Annotated in this window: 11 protein-coding genes and 3 pseudogenes; 8 read left to right on the top strand and 6 right to left on the bottom strand. The window is 62.6% G+C overall.

Annotated features, from left to right (window positions below):
- Positions 1-3: 3 nt before the first annotated feature.
- Positions 4-1,530, bottom strand: a complete 1,527-nt coding sequence (locus IEX32_RS16775; RefSeq protein ID WP_188772690.1) for a glycosyl hydrolase family 79 N-terminal domain-containing protein — start codon at positions 1,528-1,530, stop codon at positions 4-6.
- A 1,282-nt stretch (positions 1,531-2,812) separates the two neighbouring features.
- Between IEX32_RS16775 and IEX32_RS16765 the strand changes: the two genes are divergently transcribed.
- Genes IEX32_RS16765 through IEX32_RS16755 form a run of 3 tightly spaced genes read left to right on the top strand, consistent with a single transcriptional unit; the run spans position 2,813 to position 6,741 of the window.
- Positions 2,813-3,454, top strand: coding sequence for a TetR/AcrR family transcriptional regulator (locus IEX32_RS16765; RefSeq protein WP_188772688.1), 642 nt, complete (start codon positions 2,813-2,815; stop codon positions 3,452-3,454).
- A gap of 10 nt (positions 3,455-3,464) precedes the next feature.
- The gene (locus IEX32_RS16760; RefSeq protein ID WP_188772687.1) at positions 3,465-5,777 is read left to right on the top strand and encodes an arylsulfatase; all 2,313 of its coding nucleotides are present in this window, start codon (positions 3,465-3,467) and stop codon (positions 5,775-5,777) included.
- Between the two features lie 10 nt (positions 5,778-5,787).
- Positions 5,788-6,741, top strand: coding sequence for a formylglycine-generating enzyme family protein (locus tag IEX32_RS16755; RefSeq protein WP_373285467.1), 954 nt, complete (start codon positions 5,788-5,790; stop codon positions 6,739-6,741).
- Positions 6,742-7,168: 427 nt separating this feature from the next.
- Here the strand turns inward: IEX32_RS16755 and IEX32_RS21115 are convergent.
- Positions 7,169-7,279: pseudogene (locus IEX32_RS21115) on the bottom strand (hypothetical protein); the annotation flags it as partial.
- Positions 7,280-7,288: 9 nt separating this feature from the next.
- On the opposite strand from IEX32_RS21115, the gene IEX32_RS16745 reads away from it, so the two are divergent.
- Together IEX32_RS16745 and IEX32_RS16740 are read left to right on the top strand one after the other, a co-directional pair.
- Entirely contained in the window at positions 7,289-8,149 is an 861-nt protein-coding gene (locus IEX32_RS16745) for a DUF3800 domain-containing protein (protein WP_188772685.1), read from the top strand.
- Between the two features lie 148 nt (positions 8,150-8,297).
- Positions 8,298-8,987 (top strand): pentapeptide repeat-containing protein, encoded by a 690-nt coding sequence (locus IEX32_RS16740; protein ID WP_188772707.1) that lies wholly within the window; start codon positions 8,298-8,300, stop codon positions 8,985-8,987.
- Positions 8,988-9,162: 175 nt separating this feature from the next.
- Here IEX32_RS16740 and IEX32_RS16735 read toward each other — a convergent pair whose 3' ends face one another.
- The 3 genes from IEX32_RS16735 to IEX32_RS16725 all read right to left on the bottom strand — a co-directional run bounded on the left by IEX32_RS16735 (position 9,163) and on the right by IEX32_RS16725 (position 12,943).
- Positions 9,163-10,437 (bottom strand): PQQ-dependent sugar dehydrogenase, encoded by a 1,275-nt coding sequence (locus IEX32_RS16735; protein WP_188772684.1) that lies wholly within the window; start codon positions 10,435-10,437, stop codon positions 9,163-9,165.
- A 424-nt stretch (positions 10,438-10,861) separates the two neighbouring features.
- Positions 10,862-11,284 (bottom strand): DUF4383 domain-containing protein, encoded by a 423-nt coding sequence (locus IEX32_RS16730; protein ID WP_188772683.1) that lies wholly within the window; start codon positions 11,282-11,284, stop codon positions 10,862-10,864.
- Between the two features lie 75 nt (positions 11,285-11,359).
- Entirely contained in the window at positions 11,360-12,943 is a 1,584-nt protein-coding gene (locus IEX32_RS16725) for an FAD-dependent oxidoreductase (RefSeq protein WP_229736441.1), read from the bottom strand.
- Positions 12,944-13,070: 127 nt separating this feature from the next.
- Here IEX32_RS16725 and IEX32_RS16720 point away from each other — a divergent pair.
- A pseudogene (locus IEX32_RS16720) lies at positions 13,071-13,403 on the top strand (IS110 family transposase); the annotation flags it as partial.
- On the opposite strand, the pseudogene IEX32_RS16715 reads toward IEX32_RS16720, so the two are convergent.
- Positions 13,403-13,612, bottom strand: a pseudogene (locus tag IEX32_RS16715) (transposase); the annotation flags it as partial. The pseudogenes IEX32_RS16720 and IEX32_RS16715 sit on opposite strands and share 1 nt — an antisense overlap.
- 327 nt (positions 13,613-13,939) lie before the next feature.
- Between IEX32_RS16715 and IEX32_RS16710 the strand changes: the two are divergent.
- Positions 13,940-14,887: a DUF5996 family protein gene (locus IEX32_RS16710; protein WP_229736440.1), complete on the top strand. Its 948-nt coding sequence runs from the start codon at positions 13,940-13,942 to the stop codon at positions 14,885-14,887.
- A 239-nt stretch (positions 14,888-15,126) separates the two neighbouring features.
- On the top strand, positions 15,127-16,728 hold the full coding sequence (locus tag IEX32_RS16705; RefSeq protein WP_229736439.1) for an alpha-amylase family protein: 1,602 nt from the start codon (positions 15,127-15,129) through the stop codon (positions 16,726-16,728).
- Positions 16,729-16,754: the final 26 nt, after the last annotated feature.

The following is a 16,754-nucleotide window of genomic DNA, read 5'->3' as shown; positions in this document are numbered from 1 at the left end:
GCCTCATCTGCAAGCCGGATTGCCGGCGTCACTCACTGCCACGAACGCGATTGACCTGCCGGGCACCGCGAAGCTTGTCGAGGCCGGCGCTCCGCCGAGGCCCGAAAGCGATCCATCAGCCTCGAGCCGAGGCGTCAGTCCGTTTACCGTCACCGTCTTATTGTCGAGCGAGCCAGACTGCATCAGCCAAACGCGAGCGTGCGCCCCCAAGTCGAGGCCGTGGGGGGATTCGCTCAAGTTGATCGCGGCCAAACCAACGCCGCCGTTCCCACCCGGCAAGCAGTGGGCGTAAATGCGCAGGTCTGGCGAAGGTGACGAGGGCGACGCCAGGACGGTTGTGCCCATCGTGCGGCGCCACAAGATCGCCGCCCAGTAGTTGGGGCGCGGTTCGCGCGTATGCTCGTCGATCAGCGAATAGTCGGAGGCGGCGAGCGTGTTGTGAAAGACCACCTTCACGTCCTTCTGCGCCAGCAAGCCGAGTTGGTTCACATAGCGAAAGCTGTCGACGAATGCCGTGGCCCACGGACTGCCCCCACACGCGGCCTGGGCGGTTTCGGTCACCCACATTGGATCGCCGGGCTCGTACTTGTCCCGAAGCTGCGAGTAGTAGCGCCAGTCGCGCAATGTGAGATCGAGCCATCCAGGGGTCAAAGCCTCTCCCCGGTCGGCCTTCTTGGCGCGGGTGTTGGCGCAGCGCTGCGAGACGCCGCCATAGAAGTGGTAGGAGACGACGTCGACGGCGTCCGGATTGGCCTTCATCAACTGCTCCGTCAGCAGCATCTTCGCGAGCGACGCGACGGGGATCTGGCTCAGGTCCCCGCCTTCGCCCACTCCCCCGGGCCCGACGATCTTCATGCTGGGAGCCTCCCTCTGGGCCCAAGCTTTGAAGATCCCGAAATCCCGCGTGTAGTCCGCCACCGAGTAGTCCTTCGGCAGCCGACCGAGCGAGGCGGCGTTCGGCTCGTTGATGAATTCGGAAAAGGCAAGGTCGCCACCGGCGGCGCGCGTCAGATCGAGCAAGCGCTGGGCCTGATCGGTCGTCCACACCCCGTCCGGCCCGCGCGGACCTTCGCTCACCGCGTAGCTGACGCCGATCTCGGCATCGACCGCGCGGGCGAAATCCACTGCGCCGCGCCATTGTTCACGGGTGAGGACTTGATTGTAGCCCGGAGGGGGGCTGGAGAGGTCCTCGTCCTCCGCTTCGAGGTAAGTCGAGTTCGCCCAAGTGCCGCTTACCCGCATGTAAGCGGGGCCTAGATGCTTGGTAAGCGCACGCAGACGAGGGTCGGCCAGGTTCTCCGGCGGACGCTGACGATACATTTCGTCTGCGGAACCACCGTATGGCGCCCAGAATCGACCGCCAGTGACTTCGACCATCTCGACATTGTAGGATTGGAAACGCTCGTCAACTTCGGCGATCGGGCGGAGCTGGGCAAGCTCGGTGCCTGGACCCGCCGCACTTGTGACGCAAGACGCTGTGGATACCGTTAACGCGGCGAGCAGGGCTGCCAATCCGATTGGCTTGTTCATCAGCGTTTTCTCCCAACAGCGCTTCCCACGCATACCAAGGCCTTACAACACCGGTCACCAGATTGAAGACAGAATCGACAGAACAGTGAGAGCTTCACCGGTGAGCCCACGACTCACGATCTTGCAGGCGAGCTCCGGCTCGTGCTTCTTCCAGTGGCACAAGGCGGTGCCGCAAATCCCGGCGACCCTGACACGGACGAGGACATTCGGGTGCGAAACGAAGAAACCGAGGAGCAGCATGAATTCAAGGCGGGCGACGTGATTGGCTTCTCGCAAGGTCGAGCGATCCGCTGGACGAACGTCACACCATTCGTGAGGTGCATTTTCGTGGTGACGCGGTGAGGGCAGGCCACCCGGTGCCAAGTACGCGGGATGCTGATGACGTCTGCAGTGTCGTCGTTTGCAGGAAGACGGCTTTGCCCAGATCATCGCGAGTTCCCGCCCTTCAGGTTCCGGCCCAGTTGCCGTCGTCGGCGAGTGCCTGAACGTAGGGGCTTTCGACGGGGTTCATCCGAAGCAGGGAATGACGGCTCTGGCGGCGGCTGCGGAAACAGCGCTCGGCTCTTCGTGAGAAGCAGCTCCCGACCAGAAGGCGACGTTCGCCTGTGTTAACCCGATCGTTCGCTGCCCTCCGGCGATGCTCAGGCTCCGTCAGGGCCCGGTCGTAGATAAAGACGCCCTGCGTCTCCGCCCCATAACCGTTCGCCACCCTGGAACCCGCCTTACGTTCATCCGCCAATTGCATACGCCGAATGGCTGGAATCAATGCCGCTGATCGAGCCCACGAACCACCGGTTTGTTGGGGGGAGCGGACGTTTCGGCAAGCGCTACACGACGCCCAAAAATCTGAGCACGATTACGATCACCACCACGGTTACGATGAGCCCGAGGATACCCCGCATTTCATCATTCCTTTCAGGCTGTGAGCGAGCGTTCGCAATCAGAGATGAACAAACATGCTTAAAGTTTGTTCCAGCTCGACGAAAATCGCCCCGTGACCGTTTGCCTTCGACGTCCGTTCTGGGTCACGCACTGCCGTTTCTCGCTTGAGTAGAGAACGTAGCGGGCACCGCCGGCAATTCGGCCGTTCCTGCGGCAATTCTAACTTCTTGAAAGCTGACATCATTCATGAGCCGGTTGTCGGGCACTGGGGGGCAGCTAGCCGAGCGCCATTCGGCTGAGAGTGGTGCAGTGCGCCTTAGCGAAGCTGACCGCAACCGGCCCTTGACTAATATAAGGCAATCGCCTCATATTGGCGAGATCAGATGTTCGGGACAGATTTTTGCGCAAACGGCACGATCCGAGGCGAGAGGCGACCAGTGTCGCGCTGGTTGAGGCTGCGGAGTCCCTGTTTGCTTCGCATGGTGTGGACAGCGTTTCGACCCGTCAGCTCGGCGCGGCGATCGGTTCATCGAACACCAATGTCGTCGCCTACTATTTCGGCAGCAAGGAGGCTCTGGTCGAGGCGGTCTACCTTCATCGCCTTCCAGCCATTGACCGGCGGCGCGGCGAATTGCTCCGAGCGGCTGACGATTCCGGAGAAGGCAAGAACCTGCTCGCGCTCCTGCGTGCATTCGCACTGCCCCTGCTCGAGCAGACCGACGCAGATGGGCGCCATTCCTACGCCCGCTTCGTCGCCGCCATCGAGCGATCGGGCTGGATCGCCTCGCGCGGCCGGGTGGAGAACGACTTCCCGGAGACCAGCCGGCTCGTCCGGCGCATCTCCGCTCACATTCCGGCGGCTTCAGCGACCGATGCAAACACCCGCATTCGCCTGGCGATCGCCCTGATCTTCACGGCGCTGCAGATCGCCGATCAGGAAGGCAACGAGGCGGAAACGGCATCCGCGCATCTGTTCGACACGGCTCTGACGATGGCCGCCGCGGCCCTGACGGCGCCTTCGCGTACCATCGCATCGATTTGAGGACCCATCCATGAAGCTCCGTCTTTTGCTCACGTCCTGCCTCGGCCTCGCACTGTCCGCTCCGCTGCTCGCGCAGGACCGGACCGTTCTGCCGATCCGGCCGGCGGCGTTCGACGGGGTCGTGACCGAGCACATCCTCGATGCGAAATTGCCAACCCCGCAGCCTGTTCGTGCACCGCAAGGGGCTCCCAACGTCCTGCTCTTCATGTCGGACGACGTCGGGTTCGCCATGTCGAGCGGGTTCGGCGGACCGGTCGCCACTCCCAACTTCGATCGGCTGGCGTCACGGGGCCAGCGATACAACCGCTTCCACACCACCGGCATTTGTTCGCCAACCCGGGCTGCCCTGTTGACGGGCCGCAATCATCACAACGTTGGAGTCGGGCATCTGAGCGACACGCCGACCGGCTTCCCTGGCTATACTGGCGGAATCGGGCCCGAGACCGCGACGGTTGCCCAAGTGCTGCGACTGAACGGCTACAGTACGGCCATGTTCGGCAAGCATCACAATCTGCCGGACGGCAACGACAGCGCAGCCGGGCCGTTCGATCATTGGCCGACCGGTCTGGGCTTCGAGTACTTTTTCGGCATCGTCGCCGGCGATTCGGATCAGTTCAATCCGAACCTGTATCGGGGGACCAACCGGGTCGATCCCGATGAGGACGAGGGACGCGTGCTCGAGCGGCGCCTGGCCGATGACATCATCAATTGGGTCCACAATCAGAAGGCCGCGGTGCCGGACAAGCCGTTCTTTGTCTACTATGCGCCCGGCTCGACCCACGCTCCGCATCAGGTTCCGCCCGAGGTTGTAGGCCGGTACCGCGGCAAGTTCGACCAAGGGTGGGACCGGCTGCGCGAGGAAACTTACCGGCGGCAGCTGAACGCAGGAATCATCCCTAAGGGCACCAAGCTGACCCCCCGCCCGGCAGAAATCCCGGCATGGGCCAGCCTTTCTGCCGACGAACGCGCGTTCGCCATTCGCTCGATGGAAGTGGCGGCGGCACAGCTGGCCTATCAGGACGAGCAGTTCGGCCGGGTGATTGCCGAACTCGAGCGGATGGGGCAGCTGGGCAACACGCTGGCCCTGGTGGTCCAAGGCGACAACGGTGCCAGCGGCGAGGCAGGCCCTCCCGGTACGATCAACGAGCTTCAGCACATCAACGGTCTGAAGGAAGACCCAAGCTGGCTTGCGGCCAATGTGGACCGCCTCGGCGGTCCGATGACCTACGGCAACTATCCCGTGGGCTGGGCGTGGGCGATGAACAGTCCGCTGCGGTGGGTTAAGCAGAACGCATCTATGCTGGGCGCGATCCGCAATGGCATGATCGCCGCCTGGCCAGGAAAAGTCGCGAATTCCGGCGCGGTCTGCGCGGAGTTCGGCCATGTCGTAGATATCGCGCCGACCCTCTACCAGGCCGTGGGCGTACCGGCGCCGGAGACGGTGAACGGTGTGGCGCAGAAGGCGATCGACGGACACAGCCTGCTGCCAAGCCTGTCGGGTTGCGAACCTGACCGGCCCCGGACCCAGTACTTCGAGCTGACCGGAATGCGCGGGCTCTACCACAATGGCTGGTTCGCATCTCGCGACACTGGCAGGGTGCCTTGGGAGAAGGTTCCCCCCGGCGGACCTCGCGAAATGGGCACGTGGGAACTCTACGACCTGCGGCGCGATTTCTCGCAGTCGACCAATGTGGCCGCCCGCAATCCGGAACTCACCCGGGAGCTTGCCGCGATCTGGCAGCGCGAGGCAGAGCGCAACAACGTCTTCCCGCTTGATACCGGTTTCGCACTCGCTCGGACCATGCCGCCGCGCGAGTTGCGCAAACGATATGACTTTTGGGGCAAGGGGGTCAGCATCACCGCGCTCCGGGATCCGGTCTGGGCGGGCCGTTCCTATACGCTCGAAGCGGAGCTCGTGCCCGCCAAGCCGGATGCGTCGGGGGTCGTCATGGCTGTAGGCAGCCATTTCGCGGGCTTCAGCCTGTTCCTCGAACAGGGCCGGCCGGTGTTCGTCTATGCCCGCTCCACTCACCCCGACCACATCTACCGGATCGTGGCGGAGCGGCCATTGGCGGCAGAACCGACGACCTTGCGTCTGCGCTTCGATGCGGAAGGTCCGGGCAAGGGCGGGCGCGTCGCCATTCTCCAGGGAGACAAGGAACTCGCCTCGGGCCGAGTAGAACAGACGTTTCTCAGCCCTTCGGGCCTGACCGAGACGCTCGACATCGGCCGTGACATCGGTGTGCCGGTCACGCGCTACGCTACCCCGCACGGCGCTCTGGAAGGCGACGTTCGGCGGGTGTCCATCGCGTTTGATCGTTAGGCTGTCTTGAATGATCGTCACAGGCGCTCTGGCGACAGCGGAACCACCGGGGATGGTGCATATACCCGGCGGCACGTTCGCCATGGGCTCGGAAGACTTCTATCCTGAGGAGGCGCCTGTCCGCCGCGTCCGTGTCGATCCGTTCTGGATCGACACCGCGCCTGTAACCAATTCCCAGTTCGCCCGGTTCGTAGCCGAGACCGGATACGTCACCTTCGCCGAGACAGCCCCCGACCCGAAGGACTATCCGGGTATGTTGCCGGAGCTGATGCAGCCCGGCTCCCTGGTGTTCGAGCCCTCACCAGGACCGATCGATCTGGCGCAGGTCAGCTGGTGGGACTTTCGCTTCGGGGCAAGCTGGCGCGCACCGCTCGGAGCGGGCAGCACGCTCGAAGACCTCGAGGACCACCCGGTCGTTCACGTCGCCCACTGCGACGCAGCGGCGTACGCCCGCTGGGCGGGAAAGGATCTGCCCACCGAAGCAGAGTGGGAATTCGCTGCGCGAGGGGGGCTGGAAGGCGTCGCCTACGCCTGGGGTGACGAACTGGCGCCGGGCGGAGCGATGCTCGCCAACTATTGGCAGGGCCGCTTCCCGTTCGGCAACACGCTCGCAGACGGGTACCTCAGGACCTCTCCAGTCGGAACATACCCGCCCAATGGCTATGGGCTCCACGACATGATCGGGAATGTCTGGGAATGGACCGATGATTGGTTTTCCCAGCCCAAGGCAGAGCGCGGGAGCCGCGGCTCCTGCTGCATCCCGGCAAACCCCCGCGGAGGATCGCGCGGCGGCAGCATCGACAAGCGCGACGGGACACGAATCCCGCGCAAGGTCTTGAAGGGCGGCTCGCATCTCTGCGCCGATGAGTACTGCCGCCGCTATCGTCCCGCAGCGCGCTATCCGCAGCCGGTCGACACGACGACCTGCCACGTCGGCTTTCGCTGTGTGGTGCGTCCTGACTGAAGCAGCTGACCGCCGCGGTCCGCACATGGAACATCTGCCCGGCTCGAATTGACCATCGATCTTGCGCTTCAAATCGAACTGCCGAACCTAGCGTTCGGCAGGCCGCTCGCGAAGCCATGCGGGAGATCGCCGGTCAGCGCCGTCGGTTCGGCTATCGCCGGATCGGCGTCATGTTGGAACGCAAGGGCATAAGCCCCAATCGGGGCGCCAAGGGGTGCGCTCTGTAAGGGTTCGATCGAGCAAGGTGTCCCAGTTGAAGGTGATCAGCACGTCGTCGGGGGCGAGGTCTTCGACGAGCTTGATATGGGCTCGGCCACCTCGTTGTCACGGTCATGGATATGGATCGCGCTGGCTTCCTCTCCGGTGTCCTTGAGCACCAGGCTCGCGATCGGCGGTCGGAGTCGAGATTGACGCGCAGGCCCTTCACGAACCGCCGCTTTTCCGCGACTGCCTTGCCAATAAGGTAGCGCTCGTCGCTGGTCTCGTAGGGGTGTGGAAAAGATCGCTTCACCTTGGCTTGCGGGTTCCGTGCTGGCATCACCGCGCGATGACGGCAACCGACCAGCAATTTTCCTTGTTCGATCTCGATCTCGATCCCGTTGTCGAGGACCGCAAGAGCGCCACGACGCCCTCGGGGCGCTTCAGCAACTTCATCGTCTATGTCGACGAGAGCGGGGATCACGGCATGCAGACCGTCGATCCGAACTACCCCTTGTTCGTGCTGGCCTTCTGCGTCTTCTACAAGAAGCACTACAGCGAGAAGGTCGTCCCGGCGCTCGAGAAGTTCAAGTTCAACCACTTCGGCCACGATATCGTGATCCTGCACGAGCGCGAGATTCGCAAGGAAACCGGGCCGTTCAAGTTCGCCAATGAAGCTGAAAAGCTCGGCTTTATCGACGGCCTCAGCGGCATCATCGACAATTCCAATTTCATCCTCATCAGCTGTGTGATCGACAAGCACCGCCTCGGCGCCCGCGACGTCGAGCGCGACAACCCCTACCATCTCGCCCTCGGGTTCTGCCTTGAGACACTCTACGAGTTCCTCATCGAGAAGAACCAGGACACCAAGAAGACCCACGTGGTCTTCGAATGCCGCGGCAAGAAGGAGGACAAGGACCTCGAACTGGAGTTCCGCCGGATTTGCGACGGTGAGAACAAGTTCGGCGCGCCCCTCCCGTTCGAGATCATCTTCGCCGACAAGAAGGCCAACTCGTCGGGGCTGCAGCTTGCGGACCTCGTCGCCAGGCCGATCGGCATGAGTGTGCTGAGGCCCGAACAGGACAACCGCGCCTTCGAAGTCCTGACCCGCAAGTTCTATTGCGACGGCGGGCGCGAGAATGTTGGAACCGGCTATGAGAACTGGGGCCTCAAGCTTTTCCGGCCCCAAATAAGCGAAAAGCCCCGATGAAACTCACCGAGGCTATGACGCCGACCGGGAACCCCCAGTCCACTTGGGTCCTCTATATGCGCACTGCCGCCCGATTGACAATGGGAACATTGTGCCAACCCGGCAGCGCCGGTCTGTGGCTGTCATCCTTCGGGAACTGCGCTTGGTGATGGAAGACCTGTTTTCTGCGCCGCAATTGACCGGCCGGACGCTTTGCCGGGACGATCTCGCCGCGCTCAGTGCCACGACGCCTGGGTTCGTCACCGACTGCGACCTCGAAGGGGCAGACCTCTCCGGGCTCGAACTCAGCCGCTGGCGCTTCGAGCGCTGCAATCTGCGGCACAGCGACCTGTCAGGGGCACAGCTCGAGGGCACACACTGGCAGGGTTGCCGCGGGCCGTTTGCCGACTTCTACGGCGCGAACCTCAGCGAGGCCGTGTTTACCGGCGGCGACTGGAACAATTGCTCGATGCGCCGGGTGGGCCTGACCTCGACCCGGTTTTCCGGCTGCAAACTTACTGGCGCTGATTTCACCGAAGCGCGCGCGATGCACATCCATTTCGAAGAAGTGCTGCTGGTTAGCGCCAAGCTGCCGGGCTTCTCGTTTCGCAAGGAAACCCTGTCCCGCGTCGATTTCTCAGGCGCGGATCTGCGCAAGAGCGATTTCCGCATGACGGTGTTCGAGGACTGCAGCCTGCGCGAGGCGATGATAACAGGCTCGCGGTTCGAAGGTTCAGACCTACGCGGCGTGGATCTTGGCGGACTGCGCCTGGTCGACGCCGCACTGTTTCGCGGCGCGACGATTTCGCGCGAGCAGGCCGGCCAGCTCCTCGGCGAACTCGGGCTTAACGTCCGCTAAGCCCGCATGTTAGGTCATCTTTGTGCCTCCGGAACGCCGGCGGGACTCGCCGCCAAAGCGGTCGTGAGACCTTGGCGATGGCTCGCCTGATAGCCGTCGGTCATTCACATTCGATTTTCAATTGAATGGATCGTCAACTCGGGGACGGGTCACGGTCCGCACGCCTTCGACGCTCTCATCTGACGCTTACCCTCCACACGGTGTTGCCCACGTCATCGGCCACCAACAGTGCGCCGTCCCCTGCGATTTGCACCCCGACCGGCCGGCCCATGGCTTTGTCGCCGTCGAGGAACCCGGCCAGTACGTCTATCGGTTCACCGCTTGGCCGGCCTTGGACGAAAGACACGAACACCACTTTGTAACCGCTGAACGGCCGGCGGTTCCATGAGCCGTGCTCACCGATGAAAACGCCGGTGGTGAACAGCGGTCCGAGACGTGCCCCGTCCGCGAACACCAGGCCCAGCGGCGCCACGTGTGAGCCGAGCGCGTAATCGGGGATCGCCGAGCGCGCGACCATATCCGGGCGCCGGGGCTCAACGCGAGCATCGATGTGCTGTCCAAAGTAGCTCCAGGGCCAGCCATAGAAAGCTCCGTCCTGCACACGCGTGAGATAATCGGGAACCAGGTCGCTGCCGAGTTCATCCCGCTCATTGACGACGGCAAACAGCTCATTGGTGCCGGGCCGGAAGGCGAGCCCGACCGGGTTGCGCATTCCGGTGGCAAACAGCCGGTGGCTTCCGCTCGCCGGGTCGATCTCCCAGATGGCTGCGCGACCTTCTTCCTCCGCCATCCCATGCTCGGCGACATTGGAATTTGAGCCGACTCCGACGTAGAGCCGACCATTGGGACCGGCTGTGAGGCTCTTCGTCCAATGATGATTCCGCTCCGCCGGCAGCCTCACGATGGCCCTCGGGGTGGCGAAGATCGCGGATGCAAGCGGATCATATGGAAAGGCCACCAGCGCGTCCGCGTTGGCAACGTAAAGCGCGGAGCCGACCAGCGCCATGCCGAATGGAGAAGTCAGGCCAGTGATGTAGGGTGCGCGCACTTCCGCGACGCCGTCCCCGTCCGCATCCCTCAGCAGTGTGATGCGGTCGGCACTCGGCACAGCCGAGCCAGCCTTCTTCATGAACATGCGCATGAAAATGCCCTTGAGGCTCTTATCCTTGTACTGCTTGGACTGGGCTGGCGCCGCGGTCTCGGCAACCAGCACGTCTCCGTTTGGCAGCGTCAGAAGCCAGCGGGGATGCTCGAGCCCCGCCGCAAAGGCGTTGACCTTGAAGCCTGGGGCAGCAACCGGTGCTCTGCCGGCAGGCCAACCTACCGCTTCAGCGACCTGGATCGTGGGAATCAAGGATTGGGTGGGAGCCGGCAACTTCGGCGCGCGTCCGATGCCGGCCGTAAGCGGCAGATCCGCTGTGTGCCCGCAGCCGGCGGCGAGGTTGGCCAAACAGCATAAGGCTTACAAGAACGCTGACAGGCCGCGCCATAGGCGTCTCCATTGGCCCCGATCATATCGGCAGCATGGGAGTGTAAACGACCCTCGGGGCGGAAAGTTCGATATGTCCACATAGTCCCAACCCGCCGCTTAGGAGCACAATTGAGCACAAGTTCCTATCGCTGGGCCGACGTTCCGGCATTCTTTCCGTGCACTCTCAAGTCTGGACCGCTGATAGCCGCTGTTTCGTTCATGTGATTGCGCGCCAGCTCCTCCACCAGCGTCTGTATATCTGACTGTGCGTGGACGAGCGTCGATGCCGAACGTCCGTTCCGCCCGCCAGGGCCGCGCGCTCGCAAATTTTCGTGCGTCGGCGTATGCCCGCTCTGCATCACAGGATGGGCGATTGCTGCACGAATGGGACCTTGTGCATGGGCTACATGCGCGAGGCCGGGCCCACTTCGCGATGCAGCCAGCCAAAATAGGCCGCGATCAGCGCCAGGAGCGCGTGCAGCCAGACGTCGTTGCCGAACAGAGGGGTGAGCCCAAACAGTGTGTCAAGGCCCGGGACCAGGCCTGCGATGCTCAGCACTGCGTAAATGACCGCAACCGAGCGCGCATAGAACTTTGAGGCGACGATCGAGCGAGAGCCGATCAGCCCCCAAAGTCCGAAGAGCACGTGCACCAGATTGTGCAGCAGGTTGATCGGAAACAATCCGAGCAGGAGGCCATATCCCGTCTCGACGGCGAGCGGCGGATGTGGCCCATGGACAGCCGTGACCAGCGACGGGACGAAGCCGGCAATGCCGACCAGACCGAAAACGACGCCGAATATCAGCGCGAACCCGCGAGTGGTCATAGGCTTCCTCCTTATCGCCAGTACAACTTGGCCGCTCGCGTGTTTCACGAGGAGCCTTTCCGAGCGGGGCCGCGCCTAGCCGGTCACTCCTGTTTTGAGCGGCTCCGTTGCCGGGCCATGAATCACTTCGCCGTCCAGTCCGAAGCGCGACCCATGGCACGGGCAATCCCAGGTCCGATCGAACTCGTTCCATCCCAACAGGCATCCCAAGTGCGAGCAGGCCGCCGCAAGGCTATGGAGTTGACCGGTTTCGTCGCGGAAAACGGCCATCTTCTCGCCATTGATCTTCAGGACCGCACCCTCTCCGGGGCTAAGCGCCTCCGCATCCCTGGGTGTGCTCGCGAGATGGCCTCCGACAAGCTCCGCCGCCACAGCGGCGTTGCCCTTCACGAACTGTTTTGCGCCATGCGCGACATCGAGCCGTCTGGCATCGAAGAAGTCTGCCCACGGGTTCTCGCGCCCGGTCAGCAGATCGCAGATGATCATTGCCGCAGCAGCGCCGTTGGAAATGCCCCAGGCGTCGAATCCCGTCGCGACCAGCAGTCCGTCCTGGCGCGACGACCATCCGATGAACGGACGGCCGTCCATGGGCGTATAGTCTTCATTGGTCCAGCGGTACGACGCCTGTACGCCGAAGTGGTCGCGTGCGAAACCCTCGATTTCCGCAAAGGCTTTCCGTGCCTCGTCCGCATGGCCCGGCTTGTAGGAAGGACCAGTGAATATGAGGAAGGGGCGGCCGTCAGCCGTGCGGTGGCTGCGAAGGGAATGCCGTGGCTGCTCGACGCTTATGTACATCCCCTCGGGAACACGCCCGGGATCGGCTTGCCCGGCGATTACCGGATGCATGTGCGGGTAATTCCGCGCGTAATACGCCCCGGTCTGGCCGAGCGGTAGCTGCGTGGCCATTACCACGTGGCCGGCCTTTATTGCGCCTTTGGCTGTAACGACGCGGCTGCTGTCCCAGTCAAGCACCCGGGACTGTTCAAAGACATGGCTGCCTTCGCCGGGAAGCGTGGCGGCCAGTCCAGCGACGAACTTTACCGGATGGAACTGGGCTTGATCGATCCATCGCATTGCCGCGCGAGCCGCAAACGGCAGCCCCGTTTCCATCGCGAGAGTGGCCGGGAGGCCCAATTCGCGCGCGAGCTGCACCTCCTCTTCAATCGAGCCCACATGTTCCTCAAGGAGCGTGTAAGTATAAGCGGCCTTGATTTCGATGTCTGCGGCGAGCTGGTGATCTGCCGCCAGGGCGAGTATTTTCCGCAAGCCGGCCTCGTTTGCCTCGGCATAGGAACGAGCGCCATCCATGCCGAACCTGTTCCTAAGACGGGTGTAGACCAGATTGTGCTGGGATGTGATCTTTGCGGTCGACTTGCCGGTAACCTCCTGGCCAACACTTCTTGCTTCCACCAACGCCACCCGCAGACCCTGGTCCTTGATCAGCCGTGCGGCGATAGCGCCAACCAATCCGCCGCCGATAACCGCCACATCGACCGAGATGTCACCGGCCAAGCGCGGAAACGCGGCGGGCGACGCAGTTTCGATCCAGTAAACGCCAGTTGGCGGATACATAAGCTCCTCCTGCCTCATGCCAACAATAACGGCTGTGCCGCGCTCCCGTTCCGCGCTCGCCTGCGAGGCTGCCTGCGCCCGAAACATGGGGGTAATCGTGGGAGCGAGTCGCCCTGAAGCATCGTGGATGTGGTGGGAGGTGACTGTTCCCCGATAGGATGAAGATACGGGCTCACGATGGACACCGGGCCCAAGCATCCATGGAGGAACAGTCGTGGCAGAATACATCGGACTCGATGTGTCGATGAAAGAGACTGCGGTCTCGATCCGGTGCGAGGGCAAGCGAATATCGCGGGGCAAATGCGCCTCCGATCCCAAGATCATTGCCCAACTCGTGCGCAAGCGTGCGCCCGCAGTCGAACGGATCGTCATCGAGACTGGTCCGCTCTCGGTCTGGTTCTGGCATGCGCCGAAAGCCGAGGAGCTACCAGTGATTTGCATTGACGCGCGACATGCGGCCAAGGCGCTCGACATGGCCCCCAACAGAACCGATGCGAATGACGCGGATGGATTGGCCCAGCTTGCCGAGATTGGCTATTTCAAGCAGGCCGCCTCGTAGAGGGCTGTGCGCACCTCCTGATCCCCGCATTTGGAAATGCGCCCGGTGACATCGGTCTCGCCTGACTGGTACTTGCGCTGCGTCAGGCCAAGATGCGCGCCAACCGTTCGAGATGAGCGGAACCTCGCAGGATCATCGATGGCCGACACGAAAGTCAGCGAGATCAGCGCACCAACGCCAGGTACAGTCATCAGCAACTGCGCTCGCTCGTCCTGCCGCGCCCGCCTCGTGACAATGCCATCGAGGCGGTGAAATTGCTCGTGCAGTGTGGCGCGGGCCTTGAGCAAGGCATCGATCGTGTCCGCCAGTCCGGGAGCGGCGCTAAACCGCGGACATTAACGACCGGTGCATTACGTCTGACAGCGCCTTCGGGCTCTCTCGACCACAACCGGACAGCGGACTTCGCCTGCACAAAGCAGATCAAGGAGAACTGGGTCGAGGCGGTGAGCGGGCGTAGCAGAGCAGTTTGGTGCGGCGGCCATCCACATCGTGTATGCTTCCCGGCAGCTCACCAGGGGACGACAATGGCAATGGCAATTGCAAAGGAAGCTTGGCCCGATCTCGAATACCCAGCCTGGCAAGATACGGCGCTGACGCTTCAGCTCTGGACGCAGATTATCGGCAAGATCCGGCTATCACTGACGCCCTGGCGCAACCACGGCTGGCATGTGCCTTTGTACATTACCGCGCGCGGTTTAGGGACTTCAGCCATTTCCGCCCGGTCGGCAACGTTCGACATCGAGTTCGACTTCGTCGACCACCTGCTAGTCAGTCGCAGGAACTCCGGCACGGTGCACACTATCGAGCTGAAGCCGATGACGGTGGCGTCGTTCTATGGCGAGGTTATGGCGGCAATGGCTGCGCTCGATGTGCCCGTGCATATCAATCTGATGCCCAACGAGGTCCCCGATCCGATCGCCTTCGATGAGGATGACGTCCATGCGAGCTATGACGCGGGAGCGGTGAACCGGTTCTGGCAGGTACTCGTGCAAGTCGATCGCGTATTCCGCCTGTTCCAGACGGGCTTCCTTGGCAAAGTCAGCCCGGTCCATTTCTTTTGGGGGAGCTTTGACCTTGCCGTCACGCGCTTTTCCGGGCGAGGTGCACCTCTTCATCCGGGCGGCGTTCCCAGGCTGCCCGACCGGGTCACGCGCGAGGCCTATTCACATGAGGTGAGCAGCGCCGGATTCTGGCCTGGCTCCGACGCTTACCCGCAGGCGGCATTCTATTCCTACGCCTATCCCGAACCGCCAGGGTTCCATACCGCAAAGGTGCCCGAGGAAGCCGCTTTCGACGAGACGCTCGGTGAATTCGTCCTGCCTTATGCAGCGGTGTGCGGGGCTACCAATCCCGACGCGCTGCTTCTGGATTTCCTCTCTACCACTTATGCGGCCGCTGCCGATAACGGCGGCTGGGACCGAGCCGCACTTGAATGTCCTTTGGGCTCGCCGGGGCGCCCGCGAAGCGTATAGTGCAGCCCGTGGCGGGGCAGCCTCTGACCAGCGCACCGGTGCTCCGCTGCGACACTTGGCTGCGAATCTAGATGGAGCTCGGCTGCCACGCCGAGATCTATCGACCGGCCAGCAGGCGTTTTCGTGTAAGGAGTCGCCTATCCGTCGGAACACGGAGGAGACCGCCCCGTTACCTATGAATGGTACAATCTCTTTGGTACAAAGAGGCGCTCATCTATTGCCTCAACGTTGAATCCTTCATGGATGGGAATGGTGACGGGATCGGCGACTTTCGCGGTCTGATCCGAAGGCTGGATTATCTTGAGGGGATAGGAGCGGGCGCGGTGTGGTTGATGCCGTTCCAACCTTCCCCGCGCAAGGATCACGGCTATGATATTGCCGACTACTACGGCGTCGACCCACGGTTCGGCACGCTGGGAGACTTCGCCGAGTTCACTCACGAATGCGAGCAGCGCGGCATTCGCGTGCTGATGGATTTGGTGTTTAATCACACGTCGAACCAGCACCCGTGGTTCCAGGAGAGTCGATCGAGCCCCGATAGCCCGAGGCGAGACTGGTATATCTGGTCCGACAAGGAGCCGCCCAACCGCCATCAAGGCATGGTGTTCCCTGGTTTGCAGGACGCCCTGTGGGATTACGACAAGAAGGCCAAGGCCTGGTACTTCCACCGATTCTTTAAGTTTCAGCCTGACCTCAACATGGCGAATCCAGAGGTCCAGGCAGAGATCCTCAAGGTCATCGGCTTCTGGATCAAGCTCGGCGTCTCGGGTTTTCGCTTGGATGCCGCACCGTTCATCATCGCAACCGATGAACACGAAGCCGATACTCACGAGATGGAATTCGAGTTTCTGCGCGACATGCGCCGGTTTTCTCAGTTTCGCCGTGGCGATAGCGTCCTGTTGGCCGAGGCCAACGTTCCGCCAGAACATGCCGCCAACTATTTCGGCGCGTCCGGGGAACGGCTGCACATGATGTTCGACTTTCACGTCAATCCGCGCATCTTTTATGCGCTCGCGACGGGCGACGCCGAACCGCTCAAGCAGGGTTTGGAGGACTCCCGGGTCAATCCACCAGGCACACAATGGTGCCATTTTCTTCGCAACCACGACGAGCTCGATCTCAGCCGCCTGAGCGAGGAGCAGCAGGCGAAAGTGTTCGAACGCATGGCTCCCGACGATAGCATGCGCGTCTTCGATCGAGGCATTCGGCGGCGGCTGGCCCCCATGCTCAACGGCGACCGGCGTAAGATCGAGCTGGCCAACAGCGTGCTCTTGAGCCTGCCGGGCACGCCGATGCTTCGTTATGGGGAGGAGATTGGCATGGGCGAAGATCTGAGCATCGCAGGCCGGGGTGCGATCCGCACGCCGATGCAGTGGAACGACGATCGCCACGCGGGCTTCACCACGGCAGAGACATCGATGGTGCCGCTGATCGAGGATGGGCCGTACGGATTTCGTCAGATCAACGTCGCCGACCAGCGCCGGGACCCGGAATCGCTGCTGAACTGGACCGAGCGGGTGATCCGGCTGCGCAAGGAACTGCCCGAGATCGGCTACGGCGAGTTCGACATTCTGAATACCAATCCCGAAATCCTGGCCATGCGATTCCGCTGGAAGGGGGCCTGCATCGTGATCGTGCACAATTTCGCCGAGGAACCGCGCGAGGTCGTGCTGGATCTGGGCGACGGCTCAGGGGCAGGAAGCCCGCTCGTTAGCCTGTTGTCCTACGAGCGGGACGAGCCCACCGACGATGACGGCTACACTATGGTCCTCGAACCTTGCGGCTACCGCTGGTTCAGGGTGGGGGACCCGAGCGAAGGCCTGGCGCGGAAGGACCGGTAGCCTGCGCGTCGGTTACCATTTTCGGG

The organism is Novosphingobium endophyticum, from assembly GCF_014640675.1.
Classification (GTDB): Bacteria; Pseudomonadota; Alphaproteobacteria; order Sphingomonadales; family Sphingomonadaceae; genus Novosphingobium; species Novosphingobium endophyticum.
This window is presented reverse-complemented; position numbering and strand designations above follow the sequence as displayed.